Consider the following 20,954-nt stretch of genomic DNA (forward strand, 5'->3'; position numbering starts at 1 on the left):
GCCGAACAGCGTGACCGGATCCCTGCCAACCACCGAGAGCGGTCACACCTCGGAACGCGTTGACCATCGGGGTGGCGCTGTGCGTCAACTCTCCTGACGGGCGACCAGGTCAGATCCGATGACGCAGGACCAGCGACGGGCCACCACCACCGACGCGAGGCCAGATACGGCGACGCCTGAAAAGGAGCGACGCTCCGTCACGTTCTACGGCGGTGAGTCTGGGCGAGCTGCGGAGGACCCCGCACTGCCCCTGACCAGTACCACCACGGCCGGCGAACGTCCTCCGGCTCTTGGAGCCGGAGGACGTTCGGAGCCCCCTACGCGGGGTCTACGGAGGGGGCTCGGTGGCACGCCCCAGGGACCACGGGCAGCGTACTTCCGCCCTGTCGGGGATCTCGCTTACGCTGCCCGCGGTGCGTCAGCCGAGGACGATCCCGCGGGCGTGCCCCCGGCCCGGGGGGCTGTCGACGATCGTCGCGTAGCAACGGCCGCCCGATCAGCTGATGTAGACGGATTGGATGCTGTAGTCCCGGTTCATGGTGATGGTGGCTTCGTCGCCGTCGAGTTTGAGAACGCTGACCGTGACGTAGTCGGGGTCGAGGCTGACGCTCTGGACATGACCGCCGCCGGTGTAGTCCAGTGCCGCAACCTGGGCGTCGTTGATGATCCTTTCCGCGGTGGCGGCGTCCAGGCCGGTGCTGGCAGCGAACGCCGTGGGTGTTCCGACGCCAAGCACGCCGGCTGTCATGACGCAGACGAGGGCCTTCCTGACGCACATCATTGCAATGAGGTACCCGACAGCCCGTGACACACACGGGGAGGCTCGGCGCACAGCACGTAATGCTGAAGGGCCGGGGTATGAAGTGTGATCACCCTCGGTAACTGGCAGGGTTCCAGTCGTTGCATGGCAGGGTGCGACCAGGGGCACCTCGCCGCGAGACGCAGCGGCCCCAGGCCCACCGAGCCATCGGACCCTGCCATCCGGCGCGACCGAAACCCCGCCGTTTACCGGGGCCGATCACAACCTGACCGAAAACTCGGCTCAGTTACTCGCCCTTTGGTTTCTTCCTCGCTGTTTCGGGGGCCGATCTCGGCCGAATCCGGTCCGAAAGGGCGAGAAGGAAATCAAAGGGCGAGCGGGCCGCCCGATGTGCGGAGCTTTTGTCTGATTGACGGGAGTTGCGGCTGTGGGCGGGATCACATTGTGGCGCCGTTGCTGGGGTAGACGTCGAGAGCGTCCTCGTGCACCGTGAGCCAGACCGGTGTTCCGCGGACCAGCCGGAGCAGGCCCAGTCGCGCGGCCGGGATCTCGGCCCGCACGGCCGGGGTGCTGGCGACGAGCACCCGGACCTGGTCGCCGAGCGCCTCGACGGAGGCCACCGGCCCGGTCAGGACGTTCACCCGGGTCTCGGGCGGCGGCTCCCGCAGGTGGACGCCGACCTCGGCGGGCCGCAACGCGACCAGCACCGCTCCGGGCGGAGCGTTCGGGGCCACCCGGAGCGCCCCGTGCACCGGTGCGCCCGGCAGACCTCCGCCGCCCCCGGCACCGGCGGTGCGAGGGTCGCCGCCGGCTGTCGGGCCGAGGGTGACCGTGCCGTTCGCGGCGGTTCCCGGGTAGAGGTTCAGGCCGGCGAGGCGGGCCACGTACGGCGTGCGCGGGCGCGTGATCACCTCGGCCGGCTCGCCTCGTTGGACCACCCGGCCGCCCTCGAGGACGGCCACCTCGTCGGCCAGGGTCAGGGCGTCCACCGGGTCGTGGGTGACCATCACGACCGGGACGTCCAGGGTGGGGAGCAGGGCGCGGATCTCGGCGCGGACCTCGAGCCGGGTGCCGGCGTCCAGGGCGGAGAGGGGCTCGTCGAGCAGCAGCATCCCGGGCCCGGGGGCGAGGGCCCGGGCGAGTGCCACCCGTTGCGCCTGCCCGCCGGACAGCGCGGCGGGGCGCAGGTGCGCGAACTCGGCCAGGCCCAGGCGGGCCAGCCATTCCAGCGCCGCCGCGCGGGCCGGGCCGCGCCGGGTCCGGTGGCGGACCCGGGGCCCGAACGCCACGTTGTCGACCGCGCTGAGATGCGGGAAGAGCAGGTAGTCCTGGAAGACGTAGCCGGCGTCGCGCCGCTCCGGGGGGACGTACCGCCCGGATGCCGGCTCGTCGAGCACCGTCCCGTCCAGGGTGATCTGCCCGTGGCGTAGCGGGACGAGGCCGGCCAGCGCGCGCAGCAGCGTGGTCTTGCCGGCGCCGTTGGGCCCGAGGACGGCGAGCGTGCGCCCGGGGGCGACGGTCAGCGCGGCGTCGAGGCGCAGGGTGCCCAGGTCGACGCCGATGCGGGCGTCCAGGCCCGTGGATTTCTCCGTCATGCGAGGCGCTGCGTTCGTCGGGCGTCCCACCAGTGGCCACGCAGGGCGACCAGGACGACGATGCTGACCACCAGCAGCACCAGAGACAGTGCCACGGCGGCGTCGGGGTCGGTCTCCATCGCCAGGTAGACCGAGAGGGGCATCGTCTGGGTGGTCTTCGGGAAGTTGCCGGCGAAGGTGATCGTCGCGCCGAACTCGCCCAGGGCCCGCGCCCAGCTCAGCACGGCACCGGCGGCGACCGCCGGCGCGACCATCGGCAGGGTCACCCGGAAGAAGGCCGTCGCCCGGCCGGCGCCGAGGGTGGCCGCCGCGTCCTCGAAGCGGCGGTCGGCGGCGCTCAGGGCGCCCTCGACCGACAGCACCAGGAACGGCAGCGCGACGAAGGTCTGCGCGATGATCACGGCGTTGGTCGTGAACGGGATCGTGACGCCGAACCAGTCGTCGAGGCGGTTGCCGACGAGGCCGCGCCGGCCCAGTACGAGCAGCAGCGAGACGCCGCCGACGACCGGCGGCAGCACCAGCGGGATGGTGACCAGCGCGCGCAGCAGGCCCCGCCCCGGGAAGGAGCCCCGCGCCAGCGCCCAGGCCAGCGGCACCCCGAACAGGACGCAGAGCACGGTCGTCACGGTGGCGGTGCGCACCGACAGCCACAGCGCGTGCCTGGTCGAGGGATCGCTCAGCAGATCGGGCAGCGCCTCCCAGGGAGCCCTGATGATCAGTGCGACGAGTGGCAGCAGGAGGAACACGGTGGCGAGCGCCGCCGGCACGGCGAGCGGCCAGGGAGCGCGGACGCGCACCTCGCGCCGCGCGCCCCGGCTGCCCCGCCGGCTGCCCCGCCGGCCCCGGCCGGCGCCGTCGCCGCGTCGGGGGAGCTCCGGTTCGACACCACCGGTCACCGCGGCGGGCACGGGTGGTGTCGAACCGGCCACCTGCCGTGCCGGACGGCCCAGAGTCACGCCGGCGGACCGAATCCCGCCTCGGTGAGCACCTTCGCGCCCTCGGTGGACAGCAGCGAGTCGACGAACTGCTGCGCGGTCTCGGTCTCGTCGGAGTCGGTCAGCACCGCGATCGGGTAGCTGGTCGTCGCGTTGACGTTCGCCGGGATCTCCACGCCGACCACGTCGGCGCCGGCGGCGGCCACGTCGGTGCGGTACACCAGGCCGGCGTCCACCTCACCGAGGCGCACGGACGTCAGCACGGCCTTGACGTCCTGACCGTAGGTGACGGGGGTGACCTTCTCGCCCGCCTTGTCGAGGACCGTGGTGGCGGCGACGCCGCAGGGCACCTGTGCCTCGCACAGCGAGACCTTCACGCCGGGCGTGTCGAGGTCGCCGATGTCGTCGATCCTGGCCGGGTTGTCCTTGGGTACCGCGATCTCGAGTGAGTTCGTCGCGAAGGTCGTCGGGTCCTTGGCGTGGCCCGCGTCCACGACCTCGGTCATGTTCTTCGGGCTCGCCGAGGCGAAGACGTCCGCCGGGGCACCCGAGTTGATCTGCTGCGCCAGCGCGGAGCTGGCCGCGAAGGAGAACTCGACCTTCGTCCCCGGGTGGGCGGCCTCGAACTGCTTGCCGAGCTCGGTGAACGTCTCGGTGAGCGACGCGGCGGCGAAGACCGTGATGGAGTGGGATTCCGGCGCGGCACCGGTGGTCGTGGCGGCCGGGGTCGCGGTGTCATCGTCGGACCCGCAGCCGGCGGCGGCGAGCGCGAGGGCGGGCACGAGGACGAGGGGGACGGCGAGGCGCGAAACGCGGGTGGACCTGCGAGAGGCTCGGATCATCGGCACGGATGCACGATACAGCCGCAATCGCGGTTTCTGAGTGGTGTATGTGCCGCGTTTACGGATAGGTAACCGCTGTCGCGCCTGGTGAGAGGGTGTAGGGGTGTCCAACGACCTGCGCGGCCGGGGCGCCGCGTTCCTCGACTTCTGGCGTGAGCGGCATCTGTGCACCCTGACGACGGTGCGCCTGGACGGCACGCCGCACGTCATCGCTGTGGGCGTCACGCTGGACGCGCAGGCCGGTGTCGCCAGAGTGATCACATCCCGCCGGTCACGCAAGGTCAGGCTGCTGGCCGGGCGCGGCGGGCTGGACGCAGCCGGGCGGGTCGCGGTGGCGGACGCGGGCTCGCGGGTCGCGGCGGTTCCTCCCACGACTTCCGGCGCGGGCGAAAAGCCTTCTGTTGACGGAGAAATGCCCGGTCGGCCGCTGTGGAACTCCCTGGCCGACCGAGGTGTGGAGCCGGTTGGCGGTGCGTCCGTGGCGGCGTCGGGTCGGGTCGGTGTGCCGGTCGCGGTGTGTCAGGTCGACGGCGGGCGGTGGTCGACGCTTGAGGGGTTGGCGGTCGTCCGGGACGATCCCGCGTCGGTCGCCGAGGCGGAGCGCCGTTACGCCGAGCGGTACCGCACCCCTCGCGTGAACCCCGACCGGGTCGTGGTGGAGATCGAGGTGACCCGGGTCCTCGGCTCGGTGTGAGGCACGCGTGCCCGTGCCGAGTGTGGATGGTCGCAGAACACGCGGGTTCTCGGGAAATTACCTGTCCGTCATGAGTCTGTAACACATGGGGTCGGGAACCGGCGCCGCGTGGCACGTCCCGGTCAGCACGTCCCAGACGGCACCGACATCCCCGGGAGCCCAGGCGCCACAGGCGTCACAGGCGCCGCAGGCCGGTGAGCACCCGGCCGAGCAGCCCAACCTCCTGGGTCGCGTCGGTCGTGTCGAGCTGCGAGATCTCCACCAGACCCGCCGACTCGGCGTCCGTCACCAGCACCCGCACGACGCCGACCGGTAGCCGAAGCTCCGCCGCGATCTCGATCACGGACTGCGGGCGCAGGCACATCTCGACGATCGAACGTTCGTCGAGGAGCAGCTCCGGATGCCGGCGCCGCCCGTGCGCGGTCGTGCAGACCATCGCCTCGAGTGCGAGCAGGCGGCTGGCGTGAGCCCGCCCGCGGGTGGCTGTGTAGGGCCGGACGAGTTCGCCGGATGGATCTGACCAGTCGTCGGTCACCGGGTGCGAGCTCCCGTCCCGCTAGAGGCCCGCGGGTGGTTCGTGGCGTCTGGCCGGGGTCAAGGCGTCGCGGGTGCGCTTGACCAGCACTGTCATCTCGTAGCCGACCAGTCCGATGTCGCAGGTGTTGCTCGCGAGGACGGCGAGGCACGATCCGTCGCCGACGGCCATCAACAGCATCGAGCCCTGGGCCATCTCCACGATCGTCTGTGTGACAGAGCCCCCGTCCACGAACTCGGCCGCCGCCAGGGTGAGGCTGAAAAGACCGGAGGCGATGGTGCCGAGCTGGCCGGCCTGCTCCCGTGGGAAACCGTCACAGACGGCGAGGAGATGCCCGTCGGACGACGCGACGATGGCGTTGGCGACGCCCGGTACCTGATCAACGAAATTGTTGATCAGCCAGTCCAGTGACGGGCTGTCGGGGATCGTCTCGGTCACTCGTCCTCCAGCCTATCGAGGGGTGAGCCGAACGGACGTTCGGCCCGGGTCGCGCCGGGGGGCACGACCGGAGGGGACGCGCCGGGCCCCCCGAGGCCGCGGGAGCCGGTGGTACGGGAATCGGTGGCATCGGTGGCATCGGTGTCGCGGGCGTGGTTCACACCTTCGTACAGCCGGGAGAGCCGGCCCCGGATCCACTCCGGCCGTACCTCGGGCGCGGGCTGCCCCCAGCCGGAGCGGTCCGGCGTGCCGCCCCGTACCGCCGGGCCCGGGATGTGCTCCGCCCCCGTGCCGCCGGACCGGGTGCCACCGGCCGCTGGGACGCGCATCGGCAGCCCCGCCCGGGTGGTTGGCAGCGCGGCGGGATCGACCCGCTCCGGCGGGCCCTGCAGCCGTGGGATCGGGCCCGTGGACGCGGCGCCGCCCGCGACCGTCCACCCTGCTCCGCTGCGCACCACGCGGTCGGTGGCACCCGGAACCACCGGGCGGACGGGCGGCGGGAGCGGCGCCGCGGCGGGCCGGGTGGGCAGTGCTCCGGCGGGCATGGACGTCGTCGGGTCGGCGGGGGTGGGCGGCGTGGGCGCGAAGCCGGCCGCGGGGGGCGCGGTCGGCATGGGCGCGAAGCCGGGCGTGGGTGATGTGGGCGGGGTGGACGCGAAGGCGGCCGCGGGGGGCACCGTGGGCGGGCCGGCCGGGGTGCCCGTGCCCGTCGCCGGCCGGTCGAACCAGGTGAACGGTGTCTCGGGCGCTTCGGACGGGAGCGGTTCGGGTGGGAGCGGTTCGGGCGGTAGCGGTGCCGCGGAACCGCCCACCAGATCCGGCACCAGCGGGTCCGGCACCAGCGGGTCCGGCGTGATCGAGCCGGATGCGGACGAGCCGGGCGAGGGTTCGCCAGGAACAGACGAGTCAGGCGGGGGCGGGCCGGCGGTGACCGGGTCCGGCGCGGCCCGTTCGCGCTCGCGGGCGCGGCCGGCCACGACCTCCTCGATCGGCGGCAGGTCCGACTCGCCCGCGGCGCCGGCGGATGCACCCGTCGCCGCTGCGGCCGCGGCGGAGGCGGCGGCTGTGCCCGGGATGCCACCCTCGGCCTTGGACGCCGTCCCGCGGGGCTTGAACCACGGGACCACAGGCGGGTTCGGCACCACCGGGGGCAGCGGAGCCAGGCCATGCGACGCCGGCGTCCGGGTGGCCGGGAAGCGAGGCGCCGGCTGTGCCGGAACCTCCGGAGGCGCGGCTGGCGCGGGGGGCGGGAGCGGGGCCGCCGCCGCGGGCGGCTGGGTGAAGGGGGCGGCCGGCATCCCCGCAGGCCTGTCGGTGAGCCCGTTCAGCGCGAGGAGACGGTTGAACTCATCGGTCGTCCCGCCGCGTTCGCTTGAGTCGAAGGACGCCGTGCGGGGCCGCTGGGGGAGCGGGCCAGGTACGCCCGGGTGCACCTGGCCGGCGGCACCGGCACCGGCACCGTGGCCGTGGCCGTGGCCGTTCAGTGACGCTGGCGCGCTCGGGCCGTTCCCGTTCGGGGACAGCGCCAGCGGCTGTCCCCGAACGCCTGCCGCGAGCGCCGCGCCGCCGCGCGGTGCGCCGGTTTCCTCGCCGTGCCGGGGGACGGCCGCGCTCGCCAGCAGGTTCGCCGGCAGGCCGACCAGCGCCTGCACCCCACCGCCCGACGCCGCGTCGAGCCGGACGCTGATCTCGTGCCGCTCGGCGAGCCGGGCGACGACGAACAGGCCGAGCCGCTCGGCGATGGAGAAGTCGAACAGCGGCGGGTGGGCGAGCCGCTCGTTGGCGGCGGCGATCTCCGCCGGGGGCATCCCCAGGCCGCGGTCGGTGATCGAGACCACCATCCCGCCGTCGGGGGAGCGGCGCGCCACGACCTCCACCGGCCGATGCGGCGGCGAGAACTGCGCGGCGTTCTCCAGCAGCTCGGCGATGAGGTGCACGACGTGGTTCACCGCGCCGGCCGTGATGCGGGCGTCGACCACCTCGACGATCTGGATCCGCTGGTACTGCTCGATCTCGCCGACGGCGGCCTGGAGGACGGCAGCGATCGACACCGGGGTCGCGCGGCGCCGGCCGGGCCCGGTGCCGGCCAGGACGAGCAGGTTCTCGCTGTTGCGCCGCATCCGGGTGGCCAGGTGGTCGAGCCGGAACAGGTTCTCGAGCTGCGCGGGGTTCTCCTCGGCCCGTTCCAGCCGGTCGATGAGGGCGAGCTGGCGCTCGATGAGGCTCTGGCTGCGGCGGGACAGGCTCAGGAACAGCGTGTTGACGCTGCGCCGCAGAACGGCCTGCTCGGCGGCCAGCCGCACCGCCTCCCGCTGGAGGTCGTCGAACGTCCGGGCCACCTCGCCGATCTCGTCCTTCGACCGGATGCCGATGGAGTGGATCCTGGTGTCGACCTGGCCCGCGCCGGCGGTCTGCAGCTGCTCGATGATGCGCGGCAGCCGCTCGTGCGCGACGTCGTGCGCGCCGTCGCGCAGTGCCCGCAGCGGACGGGTCATCGTGGCGGCGATCGCCATGGTCAGCAGCACCGCGGCCAGCGTGATCGCGATGATGAAACCGCCGATGAGCGCCGTGCGCGCCCAGGCGTCCGCGCGCAGCTTGTCGGCCTCGTCGATGACGTTCTGCGACAGCCCCGACTCGACGGTGCGCAGCAGCTCGATGTGGGTGGTGCCGGCGGCGAACCACTGCTCCGGGTCGACGTCGAGGTCGAGCAGGTGCTGGCGGTTGATGGCTCGGTCGGAGATCCGTTCGACGGTGAGCACCGCCTGGCCGTTGACCACCCGGTCGTAGCGGGCGCGGTCGTCGGCGTCGGCGACGTCCCGGAACGCCGCGCGCGCGGCGTCGGTCTGCGCCAGCAGGCTCGAGAGCGCGTCGGCCTGCCCGGTGTCGAAGTGCCCGACCTGGGCGACGGCGTAGAGCTCGGCCCGGACCTGCGACTCGACCTCCTTCACCTCGGACAGGTCGCGCAGCACCGTCGTCGTGTAGCCGAGGTCGCCGTCGACCCGGTCCGGCCCGATCCGCCGGTCGACCTCCCGCAGGTCGGCGATGGTCGTGGAGTACTGGTTCAGCACCGCCCCGAGGGGCAGGCCCGCGCCGTCGGCCGCGGCGCGGGCGCGCGGCAGCTCGTCGAGGCGGCGCCGCGCGCGCGGCGCAGCCGGGCCGGCGGCCGGGCCGAAGTTGTCGGACGCCTTCGCCAGCGCGCCGCGCACGGTGGCGACGGCCGCGTCGACCGAGCGGTGCTGCGCCGCCAGCCGGTTGACCCACTGCTCGCCGTCCGGCCGGTTCTGCCGCCCGCCGGCGACGAAACCGGCGGCGAGGTCCCGTTCCATCTGGAGCTCGTGGACCGTTGCCGCGATGTCGCGGCCCAGGGTGGCCGCGTGCACACCGCGGCCGTAGCTCGCCGCGTCGGAGATCCAGGTGACGGCGCCGAGGATGGCGACGCTGAGGAACGCCGCGGCGGGGATCGCGATCGACAGCAGCAGCCGGCGACGCACCGGGAGGTCGGCGACCCGGCCGCCCAGATCCCGCCGGCCGGCCCGGGCGACCCGGGTCAGCCGGGTGGCGCGCCGGCGCCGCGCCGAGGGGCGGACGGTCCGCGGAGACCTGCCGGACCCGGCGCGATGAGGCGCCCGGGAGCGCCGGTCGGCCCGGGACCCGGGAGCCCCGGGGGTGCCCTGTGCTCCCTGCGTGCCCGGGGCCGCGGATGCCTCGGGGGCGGCCTGCCCAAGGCTGGAAAGCTCGGCTGCCTCGGTCATCGTGCTCCCCCGTCCGATGTGGTGGGCGGCGTCGGCCGGTGGCCCGACGGCCGCCGGCAGACCGCCGCCGCGTCGTGCCCTCTGCCGCGCAGCAATACCACGTCGCCCACCTCTCGGGGTCCGTGCGCCCTACTGGCTCCACGCACGTTCAACCATGCCGGCCGGGAAATCGTATTTCCCGGTGCAGTCGACACTATGCGAGGGGGGCGAGCCGGAAGGAACCTTCCTTTGTTGGGGCTTGATCCGCCTCCCGTTGTTCTTGTCGGGGGGTGAACTGGCTAGAGTGGCCTCGCATTGCGCGGGTCCTTGTCGGCGCCGCGCCGTCGGTACTCTGACCGCTGTACCGCGTGGAGCGCTGTACCGCGTGTCTGAACGTGCGCCTGGAAGATGACGACGTGGGGGACGAGCCATGGCCATCGTGTCGCGGTCGCGCGTCCTAAGCGTTGCGATCGCAGCGGTTCTGCTGCTGGCGACCGGCTGCTCCGGGGATTCGAATTCCAACGGTACCGGGGTTTCCGGCGTCGTCAAGATCGGCCTGTTGGCTCCGCTCGGCGGAGCGAACGCGGAAGCCGGCCGGGACGCTCAGCGCGGCGCGGATCTCGCCGCCTCGGTCGTCAATGCCGGCGCGGACGCCGATCTCGCCTCGACGGGCATCTGGGGCGCCGGCCGCGCCGCCTCGCTGTCCATCGTGACAATGGACACAGAAAGCGATCGGCAGCGTGCGGTTGATGCTACAGACCGCCTGGTCGCCGAAGAGCGTGTCGCCGGCATGGTCGGCGCGTTCGACGCCGAGGCGACGCTGGATGCCAGCCAACGCGCCGAACGCCTCGGAACACCATTCGTAAGCGGTGACGTTCCGTTGAGTGCGCTAACAGAACGTGGGCTGAGCTGGTTCTTCCGTTCCGGTCCGGACGTGCGGAGCTTCGGTGGCGCGTTCCTTTCCCTGCTGCGTGGCGCGGAACGGGACGGCGTCGCCCGTCGGCGGGTGGCCGTTCTTTACGGCGACCGGCCGGAAGGCCACGACCTGCAGGCCATGCTCCAGGAACTGGCCGAGGAGACCGACGTCCAGCTGGTCGCGCAGGAGCGCTACGCGCTGGGCGACGGGGACCTCACCGACGAGGTGGGCAGGATCCGCGCCGCCGCGCCCGACATGGTGCTCTTCGGGGCGCTGCCCGGTGCCGGCCGTGTGCTCGGCGACGCGCTGAGCGGCCTCGGCTACGCCCCGCCCGGGATCGTCGTATACGGGGCCGCGGCGGAGGCGGTGCCGCTGGCCTCGATGCCCGGTCTCGACGGGCGGGTGAGCCGGCAGGTCGGGTGGTCGTCGCTGGTCGCGCAGGCGAACCCGCTGGCGGCCCAGGTGTCGAAGCGCTACCAGAGCGCCTACGGCGGGCCGATGACAGAGGCCGCCGCGGCCGCGTACACGGCGGTCATGGTGCTGGCCCGGGCGATCGGCGCCGCGGGCGGTCTCGAGCCGGAGCGGATCAGGTCGGCGCTGGTGGCGACGAACGTGCCCGGCGCGGAGACGGTCATGCCCTGGGAGGGCGTCCGCTTCGACGTGACGCACCAGAACGCGCTGGCCGCGACGGTGGTCGAGCAGGCCACTGGCAGCCGGTTCGCCGTGGTCTACCCGCGGGAGCTCGCCACGGCCGCCTTCGCCTGGCCGGCGACGGACCCCGGCGGCCGACCCGCCGGCGCGGGCGCGACCACCGGCTCCAGCGGGGGCGCGGGAACCGGCTCGGGCCGCGCCGACGCCCGCAGCGAGGGATGAGTGGTGTCCACACCGAGCGAACCATCCCCCACCGGCCCCGCGCCGCTGCTGACGCTCACGGCGGCCGGCAAGCGCTTCCCGGACGGGACGACCGCCCTGACCGGCGTCGACCTGGCCGTGAGCCGCGGTGACTTCGTCAGCCTGGTCGGCCCCTCGGGCTGCGGGAAGAGTACGGTGCTGCGGCTGGCCTCCGGCCTCACCGAGGCCACGGTCGGCGCGGTCGACCGGGGGACGGACCGGATCAGCTACGTCTTCCAGGACCCGACGCTGCTGCCCTGGCGCAGCGTGCGGCGCAACGTCGAGATGCTGGCCGAGGTGACCGGCGTCCCCCGGGACGCCTATCGGCCCACCGCGGCCGAGCTCATCGAGCTGGTGGGTCTCGCCGGGTTCGAGCGGCACCGGCCGAGGTCGTTGTCCGGCGGCATGCGGATGCGGGTCTCGCTGGCCCGCTCACTGGTGCTCGCCCCGGAGCTGCTGCTGCTCGACGAGCCGTTCGGCGCCCTCGACGAGCTCTCCCGCGAGCGGCTCAACGACGAGCTGCTCCGGTTGTTCGGCCTGGGCCGCTTCGGGGCGGCTGTCTTCGTGACGCACTCGGTCGCCGAGGCGGTGTTCCTGTCGACGAAGGTGATCGTGATGTCTCCCCGACCGGGCCGGATCGTCGCCGAGCTGGACGTCCCGTTCCCCTACCCGCGGCCGGCGGACATCCGCTTCACCGACGAGTTCACCCGGCTGACGGCCCGCGTCTCGCGGCTGCTGCGCGCGGCGGAGCCGGCATGACCGCGGACACCACCGCCCCCGAGGACACCACCGCCCCCGCGGCGATCGCCGGCCCCGGACGGGCCGGGCGCCGCCCGTTCTGGCGGTCGGTGGACGTCCTCGGCCCCGTGGCGATGTTCGGGCTCATGATCGGTGTCTGGTACCTGGTGAGCCTGGTGCTGCTCGACCCGAAGCGCCGGTTCCTGCTGCCCCCGCCGCACGCCGTCGTGGACGTCGCCTTCCTCGACCGGTACAACCTCGAACAGCTGCTGCGTGCGTTGTGGCTGTCCACCTCGGTCGCGCTGACCGGCCTGGGGATCTCCATCGTCCTCGGCATGGCGCTGGCCGTCCTCATGAGCCAGGCGCGCTGGATCGAGCGTTCGGTGTATCCGTACGCCGTGGTCCTGCAGACGATTCCGACGCTCGCGATGGTGCCGCTCATCGGTTTCTGGTTCCACTACGGCTTTGTCAGCCGAGTGATCGTCTGCGTGCTGATCGCCCTCTTCCCGATCATCAGCAGCACGCTGTTCGGGTTGCAGTCCGTCGATCGCGGCATGCTGGACCTCTTCGCGTTGCACCGTGTTCCGAGGTGGGTGCTGCTGGTGAAGCTGCGGCTTCCCGCGGCGCTGCCGGCGACCTTCTCGGGTTTCCAGGTGTCGGCCGGCCTGGCCGTGGTCGGTGCCGTGGTCGGCGACTTCTTCTTCAAACAGGGTGACCCAGGGATCGGTGTACTGATAGATCTGTACCGGGCTCGGCTGATGACGGAGCAGCTTCTCGGCGCGGTCATTCTCGCGTCGCTGCTCGGGGTGGCCGTCTTCGTCTTCTTCGGCTACCTGTCGCGGCTTGTCACCGGGGCCTGGTACGGCTCCGAAATCCCCTGAGACGCAGCCGGTACACCGTGTGCGCGAGACCCCACGTGTGCGTGCTCCGGCGCGGGCGGACCGGCCCCGGATTCGTCCGGCCCGCCCCTGGATTCGGGCGGCCCGCGCCCGGATTCGGCCGAACCGCCCTGGTCGGTCGGACAACAGAGGTCGGCCGGACAACCGCGGTCAGTCGGCCTCGCCCCGCCGGATCCGGCCCGTCTCCCACTGTGCCGGCGCCCTCCTGGACCCCGTGAAACGCACACTTCCCTGAAAGGCGAGAACATGAGACGAACAAAACTGGGCGTGGTGGCCCTGGGCGCGACGGCGGCACTGGCACTGGCGGCCTGCTCCGGGGACTCGACGACGGGCGAGAGTGGTTCCGGCGGTGAGCGGGCGCCGGCGGCCGAGGCGGGTGGTGCCCTCGACCTCGCCGGGGTCTGCCCGGAGAACGTGGTGATCCAGACCGACTGGTTCGCCGAGTCCGAGTACGGCTTCCTCTACGAGCTGATCGGCCCGGACGCCAAGATCGACACCAGTGGCAAGCGCATCTCCGGCTCGTTGGTCGCCCAGGGCAAGGACACCGGTGTCAACGTCGAGGTGCGCTTCGGCGGGCCGGCCATCGGCTTCGAGCAGGTCAGCTCCCAGCTCTACCTCGACCCGGAGATCGACCTGGGCCTGGTCTCCTCGGACGAGGCGATCCAGAACTCCAAGGGCCAGCCGACCATGGCCGTCTTCGCCCCGTTCGAGGTCAGCCCCATCATGATCATGTGGGACAAGGCGAAGAACCCGAACTTCCACACCCTGGTCGACATCGGCCAGACCGACACGAAGGTCCTGTACTACGAGACCGACACCTACATGCAGTACCTGCTCGGAGCGGGCATCCTGCGGGCCTCCCAGGTCGACGGCAGTTACGACGGCGGCCCGTCGCGCTGGGTGACCGAGGACGGCGCCGTCGCGCAGGGCGGGTTCGCCACCTCCGAGCCCTACATCTACAAGAACGAGCTGGATGACGGGCGCAGCTACGACGTCGACCTCCAGCTGATCAACGACACCGGGTACCCGGTGTACGGGCAGGCCCTGTCGATCCGCACCGGGGACAAGGAGACCCTCGCTCCCTGCCTGAAGAAGCTGATCCCGATCGTTCAGCAGTCGCAGGTCGACTTCGTGAGCGACCCGGCCGAGACCAACGCGCTCATCATCAAGGCCGTGCAGGCCGACGACGTCTCGGTGTGGAACTACTCGCCGGGCCTGGCCGAGTTCGCCGTCACCACGATGAAGGAGCGTGGCCTGGTCGCCAACGGGCCGAACGCGGCCGTCGGCGACATGGAGGAGGACCGGCTGACCCGGATGATCGAGATCCTCGAGCCGATCTTCACCGGCCAGCGCAAGGAGCTCAAGGCCGGCCTGGCGCCCGGTGACCTGTTCACGAACGAGTTCATCGACACCTCGATCGGCCTCAAGTGACCCCACCACCGGCGGGTCCCGCTCCGCTGCCCGCCGACTTCGTCGTGCGGGCCCGGCACGTCCTGACCATGGGGCCCCGCGGCCACCTGCGGGACGCCGCGGTCGCCGTCGTCGGCGGGCGGATCGCCGCCGTCGACACCACGGCGGACGTCCGGGCGCGGTTCGCGGACCTGCCGGTGGTCGGGGACGGCGGCGGGATCCTGATCCCGGGGCTGGTCAGTGCGCACGGCCACTTCTCCGAAGGGCTCGTCACCGGCATCGGTGAGACGCACACGCTGTGGGAGTGGTTCGTCCGCGTCGTCGAGCCCATCGAGGGGCACCTCACCCGGGACATGGCCTACGTCGGGACGCTGCTCAAGGCGGCCGAGCTGGCCTGTTCCGGGGTGACGACGGTCGCCGACATGTTCTGCTCGGCGGCCGGGACCACCCCGGTCACCCCCGGGGTGGTCGACGCCCTCGACGCCGTCGGCCTGCGCGGCGATGTGTCGTTCGGCCCGGCGGACTCGGCGAACCCCCGGCCGGTCGCGGCCGTCCTCGCCGAGCACGCCGCGCTCGCCGACGCGGCCCGCAACTCGCGCCGCACCACCTTCCGGGTGGGCCTGGCGACCGTGCCGTCGAGCAGCGACGAACTGCTCGACGAGACGGCCCGGCTGGTCGCGGAGACCGGCCGGCTGCACGTCCACCTGCACGAGATCCGCGAGGAGGTGACCGCGTCGCGGACGACGCGCGGCACCGGGTCGATCGAGTTCGCCGCGCGGCGCGGGCTGCTCGACGCGCAGGTCGTGGCCGCGCACTGCGTGTGGCTCGACGACACCGACGTAGAACTGCTGCGCCGGCACCGGGTCGCGGTCGCGCACTGCCCCGTCTCGAACATGATCCTCGCCAGCGGGGTGTGCCAGGTCCCGCGGCTGCTGCGCGACGGGCTCACCGTCGCGCTCGGCGTGGACGGCGCGGCGAGCAACGACAGCCAGAACATGCTGGAGACGGCGAAAATCGCCGCCCTGCTGCAGAAGGTGCACCACCTGCAGGCGACGGCCCTGACGGCGCCGACGGTGCTGCGGATGGCGACCATCGAGGGTGCGCGGGCGCTCGGGCTCGCCGACGAGGTCGGCTCCCTGGAGGTCGGCAAGGCCGCCGACCTGGTCTACCTCGCCGAGGCGAGCCCGTCGCTGGCACTCGTGCACGACCCCTACCAGGCGGTCGTCTACTGTGCCTCCCCGCGGGACGTCACCGGGGTGTGGGTGGCCGGTGAGCGGGTCGTCGTCGACGGGCGACTGGCCACCGTCGATCTCGGGCCGGTCCTGCCGTGGGCGCGTGAGCTGGCCGTCGAGCTCGCCAGCCGGGCCGGGCTGGACTCCGAGCTGCGCTCCGCCGCGGCCGGCCCGCCAGTGGAAGTAGTGCCCGGCGCGGCGCGGTGAACGACGGTTGGGGTCCTTTCGGACATTAGACTGCGCACTCCGGGCGGCGCGGTGCGGGAGGTGCGGTGATCGCTGGGGTTGCGGGGCTGGCCGCGGCGGCTTCCTCTGTCGGCATGCTGATCGTCACTGCGGACGGCCGGGTGGCGTGGGTCAACGACGCCCTCGTCGACCTCGTCACCGGGACGCGGAACCCCGACTCGCCGTTCGAGGCGCGGCTCGCGGTCGCCGAGGCCGGCCTGCCGCTGACCGGGCTGCATCCGGCGGCCCCGCCCGCCGTCCTCGACTGGGCCGGCACCGACGGCGAGCCGCGCCGGCTGCGCATCAGCTGCCGCGACATGAGCGCCGGGCAGCCCTCGGAGCTGCTGCTCTTCGAGATCGTCGACCTCACCGGCGAGGCCGCCGACGCCGCGCGGGCCGCCGAGGTCGCCGTCACCGAGGCCGCCCTGGCCGCCCTGGCGGCCGGCCAGCGCCCGGCGCCCGCCGACTCCGGCCTCGCGGAGGATCTCCCGCCCGCCGGGTCCTCCGGCCCGGCCGCCGGCGGCCGGGACACCGACGCGGCGGGCGGCCTCGATCCCGAGGATGCCGCCTGGCTCGACGCCGCGGCGGCGATCGTGCTGGCCGCGGGCACCGAGGCGCCGTCCTCGGCCCAGCCCGGCGGCGGCCCCGAAGCGGCGGATGCCGGGTACGCCCTCGACCACCCGGACAACGCCCTCGACCACGTCGCCGACCACGGCGTCGACCACGCGGCCGGCGGCGCACTCCCGGCCGCCCCCGCCGTCGACCCGCTCACCGGGTTCGCCACCCGGTACGCCATGGCCGAGGAGCTGGACGGCCGTATCGCGGCCGCGGCAACCGCCGCCGCCGCCGGCACGGCGGTCGAGGCGGAGACCTCGGGCCCGGCGGGCCCACCGGGCTGCCTGCTGCTGCTCGACGTCGACCACCTCGCCGACGTCAACGACCTGCAGGGCCACACCGCGGGCGACGCCGTCCTGCGCGGGCTCGCCCACAGCCTGCGCGCCGAGCTGCCCGAGGCGATGCTCGGCCGGCTCGGCGGGGATGAGTTCGCCGTCCTCCTGCCCACCGGTGGCGGCGGCGAGGGGCTGGCCGTCGCCGAGCGGCTGTGTGCCGCGCTCGCCACCAGGCCCGTCGCGCCCGGCGAGCTCCCGGCCCGGGCCACGGTCAGCATCGGCGTCGTCCCGCTGGACCTGGCGGCCGGCAGCGAGGCCGCGTTCGCCTGGGCGGATCTCGCGCTGCGGGAGGCGAAGCGGGCCGGGCGCAACCGGGCCCGGCTGTTCACCCGGGAGCAGTACGACGAGGCCGCGCTGCGGGTGACGGTGACCAGCCGGGTCGCCGCCGCGCTCGACAGCGGGCAGATGTCGCTGGACGTGCTGCCCCTCGTCGATCTCGCCAGCCGCGAGGTGGTCGGCTTCGAGCTGCTCTCCCGGCTGCGGGACGGCGTGTGGCCCGAGCTCGGGCCGCGGGGCTTCCTCGCGGCGGCCGAGCACACCGACCTGGGCCTGCACCTCGACCGGTGGGTCGTCCTCCGGGCGGTCAACGCCCTGGTCAGCGGCGTGCCGGGCCGGCTGTACGTCAACCTGGCCGCGCGGTCCCTGCACGACCCCGCCTTCGGTGACTTCGTGCTCTCCACCCTGCGGGACGGCCGCGTCGACCCCTCCCGGCTGGGCCTGGAGATCTCCGAGAGCGCGGCGGTGGCCAGTCCGGACGCGGCCCGGCGGCTCGCCGAGCAGCTCGGCGCCGCCGGCTGCCCCGTCCTGCTGGACGACTTCGGGATGCAGACGGGCGCGGTCGTCGCGCTGCGCAACCTCCCGCTGTGGGCCGTGAAGATCGACGCGAACGTCGTCCGCAACGCCGACGCGAACCCGCGCGACCGCTCCCTGGTGGAGGCGGTCGTCCAGATCGCGCGGACGGCCGGCATGCTGGTCATCGCCGAGGGGGTGGACCGCGCGTCGCTGCCGCAGGTGCTGCTCGACCTTGGTGTGGGCCTGGCGCAGGGCTATCACGTCGGCCGTCCGCGCCGCCTCACCGAGCTGCTCGGCGGCCCGGACGGCGACGACGTCACGACGGTGATGAGCCTCGGCAACCGGCGGTGACGGCTGTCCTCTGAGCGGCCGCACGCCGGGCAGACGGGGCGATGCGGCTTAGAAGGGCCGCGCCGCGCACCGGGTGCCGTCACTGTGCGTAGTGTCAGCCGCATGGTGGGAAGCGCCGGAAGCGGCGCGGCCGTGCCGCGTGCCCTGCTGGTGGCCGCCCTGCTTCTGGGGCTGCTCCTCTGCCTGTCCGGCCCGCCGCCCGCCGGCCCGGCCCGGGCAGGCGTGGTCCTGGCCGGCGGGTCCACCGGCGTGGCACCGCCCGCGGCGCCCGATGAGCCGGGCCCGTTCACCGCCGGCTACCAGACCCTGACCGTCTCGGATCCGGGGCGCCCGGGCCGGCTGCTGACCACCTCGGTCTGGTACCCGGGCGCTCCAGCGCGCCTCGGCCCGGTGGCGCTGCCCCCGGCCGCGCAGTACCCGGCCGCGCAGTACCCGGTGGCGCGTTACCCGGTGGTGCCGGGCGTGGACGTGTCGTCGGCGCTGGCCCACGAGGAGATACCGGTGGCGCCGGGCCGCTTCCCACTCGTGGTCGTATCGCACGGCAGCGCCGGCAGCCGGGTGCAGCTCGCCTACCTGGCCGAGGCATTGGCGACGCACGGCTTCGTCGTGGCCGCGCCGGACCATCCCGGCGACACCATGATCGAGGCGGCCGAGGGCCGGCAGGCCCCGCTCGTCGAGCTCGCCAGCGACCGGCTGCTCGACGTCTCGGCGGTGATCAGCGCGTTCACGAAGCCGGACTGCCCGCTGTCGCGGATGGTGCGCGCGGACGAGGTCGGCGTCGTCGGGTTCTCCTTCGGCGGGCTGACCTCGGCGGTCTCGACCGTGGGCTTCCTGCGGGCGCCGGCCGACCCGCGGGTGCGGGCCGTGGTCGGGATCGCGCCGGCCACCGAGGTCGTACCGGAGCGGGAACTCGACCGGGTGCGCGTCCCGGTGCTGCTCGTCGGCGGCAGCGACGACCTGGCGGCGCCGGTGGAGCGCAACGCCGGGCGCACCTTCGACGGGCTCCACGGCGCGCACCCGCGCTACCTGGTCACGGTGACGGGCGGGATGCACAACTCGTTCACCGAGATCTGCGCCCAGGCCGCGGCGGTGCGCGACCGCCCGGTGCCCGAGGGCGTGCGGGTGCGGCTGGAGGTGACGGCGGAGGTGACCTGCCGGCCGCCGGCTGTCGACATCGACCGCGCCCACCGCCTGACGACCTACTACACGGTGGCGTTCCTGGAGCGCCGGCTGCTCGGGGCCACCACCTACGACTCGTTCCTCACCCCGGCCGCCGCCCGCCGGTTTCCCGAGGCGCTGTTCCACGCCGCCGGTTGAGCGCCCGCGGGCTCCGCGGGCCTTCGGGGTCCGTACCTTCGGAGCCCGCCAGGGCCCACGGCGTCCGCGGAGCTTGGGGAGCCCATGATGTGCCAGGGCTGTCAGGGTGGACACTGCTGTGGTCTGATCAGGTGGGCGTGCGCGTGTGACCTGCGGCGACGCCCTGCACGTGCGGGCGCGCCGCGGCCCGGCGCGGCGAAACGGGTGACCGCCGCCGACACCGGCGGCTACGGTGGCCCGACCAGCCGGTGGCCGGGTGGCCGCCGGTGGGGTGTAGGGCAACGCTCAGGGGCACGGCGATGTGACCCGCGAGGAGGTCGGCCAGTATGTCCGCTCGCCAGGTACGGCGGTTTCATCTCGAGCGTGATGTCGACGTGTCCGGAGTGTCCGGCACGGGTTCGGTCGCCTTCGGGGCGCAGGCTCCCGATGGCACCTGCGTCCTGTGGTGGAACTCCGAGCACGGGTCGGTCGCGATCTATCCGTCGATGGAGACGCTGCTCGCCATCCACGGCCACGCCGGGATGACGAGAGCGGTCTACATCGACTCCCCGCCCGCGAGCCCGCACGGCGCCGGTGCGCAGCCGGCGCCCCGGGCGGCCCGCACCGGCGGCTGGCGGTCGGTGGCGGCACGGGGCGGCCGTGGCGGGCGCGCCGCCCGCACAGGAAACGGGCGGCCGGCCCGGCCGTCGTGGAGCGTCACCACGGGATCCGTCGCCGCGCGGATGGTCGCCCGGGGCGGCGCGGCGCGCGCCCTGTCCGTTCAGGTGAGCGGTCGGAAGCACGGCACGGTCGGCCCGTCGGGGTCGATCGTGTAGAGCGCGAGGGTGCCCGCCATGTCCTGCGGGTCCACGCCGATGATGTTCATGTCATCGACGACACCCGCCATCACGCCGAGTGCGTGGCGCAGCAGCACGGGCGCCAGCCCGCGCGGGTTGTCGACGCGTGAGTGGAACTCGACGGCGGTGTCACGGTCCGCGGTCAGGGCGGCCAGGGTGCCGAGCCTGATCCGGTCGGTGAGGATCTCCCAGACCCGTTCCGACTCCGGCGCCTCCGGGCTGCGCCACACCGTCCGGTAGGACATCGCGGAGATCACCGCGGACGGGGACTGCCCGGTGCGCAGGTGGATCGTGACCGTCCACATGGCGAGCAGCCAGCACAACGCCCCCATCGTTCGGTGTGGATCGTCATCGGCCCGTTCGGCCAGGTGTTGTTCGGCGGCATACCGGGTGTGTGGCGACAGCCACGCCACGACAAGGCGTTCGACGTCGACCACGTCAATCATGGGGAGCTCGTTGGGATGGGGACGGGCAAGTGCTGCAGCCCGCCGTGAACTTGTGTCGACCAGGGCCAACGCCCCCGCATCCGGGAGAGTCTGCCAGGCGAGTCCCGACAGCGGCATGGCGCACACCGTAACGTGGCGTGCGCCATTCCACCACCAGCGTTGGTGAAAGGTTGGGGTCGTTCGTGTTTCCGACCCCACCCTTCTGTGCCAGCCGAGCCGTTTTTCGTGCCGGCAAAGCCGATTCTGTTCCCGGCTGGTCGCCCTCGGTTCCGCCTGTGCGACGTCGTGTGCCCACCGGCGTGCCCTGCGTGGTGACGCGAGGGCACGCCGGGCCCACCGAGGTGCCTGTCCGTTGGTGCCTGTCCGTCGGTCTCTGTCCGCCGGTGCCTATTCGCCGAGCAGGTCGATGACGGTGCTGGGT

Annotated in this window: 16 protein-coding genes and 1 pseudogene; 9 read left to right on the forward strand and 8 right to left on the reverse strand. The window is 73.4% G+C overall.

Annotated features, from left to right (window positions below):
• Positions 1–496: 496 nt before the first annotated feature.
• From AC559T_RS16625 to modA, 4 genes and pseudogenes are all read right to left on the reverse strand, one after another.
• Positions 497–748: a hypothetical protein gene (locus AC559T_RS16625; RefSeq protein ID WP_071067049.1), complete on the reverse strand. Its 252-nt coding sequence runs from the start codon at positions 746–748 to the stop codon at positions 497–499.
• A 449-nt stretch (positions 749–1,197) separates the two neighbouring features.
• Positions 1,198–2,307: pseudogene (locus AC559T_RS16630) on the reverse strand (ABC transporter ATP-binding protein); the annotation flags it as partial.
• Positions 2,308–2,351: 44 nt separating this feature from the next.
• Positions 2,352–3,311: an ABC transporter permease gene (locus AC559T_RS16635; RefSeq protein WP_498869318.1), complete on the reverse strand. Its 960-nt coding sequence runs from the start codon at positions 3,309–3,311 to the stop codon at positions 2,352–2,354.
• Positions 3,308–4,132 (reverse strand): molybdate ABC transporter substrate-binding protein, encoded by an 825-nt coding sequence (modA, locus tag AC559T_RS16640; RefSeq protein ID WP_498869329.1) that lies wholly within the window; start codon positions 4,130–4,132, stop codon positions 3,308–3,310. Before modA ends, AC559T_RS16635 begins: the two co-directional genes overlap by 4 nt.
• Positions 4,133–4,235: 103 nt before the next feature.
• Between modA and AC559T_RS16645 the strand changes: the two genes are divergently transcribed.
• Positions 4,236–4,826: a pyridoxamine 5'-phosphate oxidase family protein gene (locus tag AC559T_RS16645; protein ID WP_071067051.1), complete on the forward strand. Its 591-nt coding sequence runs from the start codon at positions 4,236–4,238 to the stop codon at positions 4,824–4,826.
• 175 nt (positions 4,827–5,001) lie between these two features.
• On the opposite strand, the gene AC559T_RS16650 is transcribed toward AC559T_RS16645, so the two are convergent.
• The 3 genes from AC559T_RS16650 to AC559T_RS16660 are packed head-to-tail and all read right to left on the reverse strand — an operon-like array spanning position 5,002 to position 9,551.
• Positions 5,002–5,361, reverse strand: a complete 360-nt coding sequence (locus AC559T_RS16650) for a DUF742 domain-containing protein (protein ID WP_071067052.1) — start codon at positions 5,359–5,361, stop codon at positions 5,002–5,004.
• 21 nt (positions 5,362–5,382) lie between these two features.
• Positions 5,383–5,799, reverse strand: a complete 417-nt coding sequence (locus tag AC559T_RS16655; RefSeq protein ID WP_071067053.1) for a roadblock/LC7 domain-containing protein — start codon at positions 5,797–5,799, stop codon at positions 5,383–5,385.
• On the reverse strand, positions 5,796–9,551 hold the full coding sequence (locus tag AC559T_RS16660) for a sensor histidine kinase (RefSeq protein WP_498869319.1): 3,756 nt from the start codon (positions 9,549–9,551) through the stop codon (positions 5,796–5,798). Before AC559T_RS16660 ends, AC559T_RS16655 begins: the two co-directional genes overlap by 4 nt.
• A 409-nt stretch (positions 9,552–9,960) precedes the next feature.
• Between AC559T_RS16660 and AC559T_RS16665 the strand changes: the two genes are divergently transcribed.
• The 8 genes from AC559T_RS16665 (at position 9,961) to AC559T_RS16700 (ending at position 20,066) form a co-directional block, all read left to right on the forward strand.
• The gene (locus AC559T_RS16665) at positions 9,961–11,319 is read left to right on the forward strand and encodes an ABC transporter substrate-binding protein (RefSeq protein WP_498869320.1); all 1,359 of its coding nucleotides are present in this window, start codon (positions 9,961–9,963) and stop codon (positions 11,317–11,319) included.
• A 3-nt stretch (positions 11,320–11,322) separates the two neighbouring features.
• Positions 11,323–12,096, forward strand: a complete 774-nt coding sequence (locus AC559T_RS16670) for an ABC transporter ATP-binding protein (RefSeq protein ID WP_131625795.1) — start codon at positions 11,323–11,325, stop codon at positions 12,094–12,096.
• The gene (locus AC559T_RS16675; RefSeq protein ID WP_112107102.1) at positions 12,093–12,956 is read left to right on the forward strand and encodes an ABC transporter permease; all 864 of its coding nucleotides are present in this window, start codon (positions 12,093–12,095) and stop codon (positions 12,954–12,956) included. The genes AC559T_RS16670 and AC559T_RS16675 overlap by 4 nt, the downstream gene beginning before the upstream one ends.
• A 264-nt stretch (positions 12,957–13,220) precedes the next feature.
• Entirely contained in the window at positions 13,221–14,405 is a 1,185-nt protein-coding gene (locus AC559T_RS16680) for a hypothetical protein (protein ID WP_498869321.1), read from the forward strand.
• The gene (locus tag AC559T_RS16685; protein ID WP_498869322.1) at positions 14,402–15,823 is read left to right on the forward strand and encodes an amidohydrolase family protein; all 1,422 of its coding nucleotides are present in this window, start codon (positions 14,402–14,404) and stop codon (positions 15,821–15,823) included. The genes AC559T_RS16680 and AC559T_RS16685 overlap by 4 nt, the downstream gene beginning before the upstream one ends.
• 65 nt (positions 15,824–15,888) lie before the next feature.
• Positions 15,889–17,934, forward strand: coding sequence for an EAL domain-containing protein (locus AC559T_RS16690; protein WP_498869323.1), 2,046 nt, complete (start codon positions 15,889–15,891; stop codon positions 17,932–17,934).
• Positions 17,935–18,036: 102 nt separating this feature from the next.
• Positions 18,037–19,251: an alpha/beta hydrolase family protein gene (locus AC559T_RS16695; protein WP_498869324.1), complete on the forward strand. Its 1,215-nt coding sequence runs from the start codon at positions 18,037–18,039 to the stop codon at positions 19,249–19,251.
• A 326-nt stretch (positions 19,252–19,577) separates the two neighbouring features.
• A complete protein-coding gene (locus tag AC559T_RS16700; protein ID WP_071067062.1) occupies positions 19,578–20,066 on the forward strand; it encodes a hypothetical protein in 489 nt (162 codons plus the stop codon).
• Here AC559T_RS16700 and AC559T_RS16705 read toward each other — a convergent pair.
• Positions 20,012–20,650 (reverse strand): hypothetical protein, encoded by a 639-nt coding sequence (locus AC559T_RS16705; protein ID WP_112107098.1) that lies wholly within the window; start codon positions 20,648–20,650, stop codon positions 20,012–20,014. The two genes, AC559T_RS16700 and AC559T_RS16705, sit on opposite strands and share 55 nt — an antisense overlap.
• Between the last annotated feature and the right edge of the window lie 304 nt (positions 20,651–20,954).

The organism is Frankia sp. Hr75.2 (assembly GCF_949319125.1).
In the GTDB taxonomy this organism is placed as follows: domain Bacteria; phylum Actinomycetota; class Actinomycetes; order Frankiales; family Frankiaceae; genus Parafrankia; species Parafrankia soli.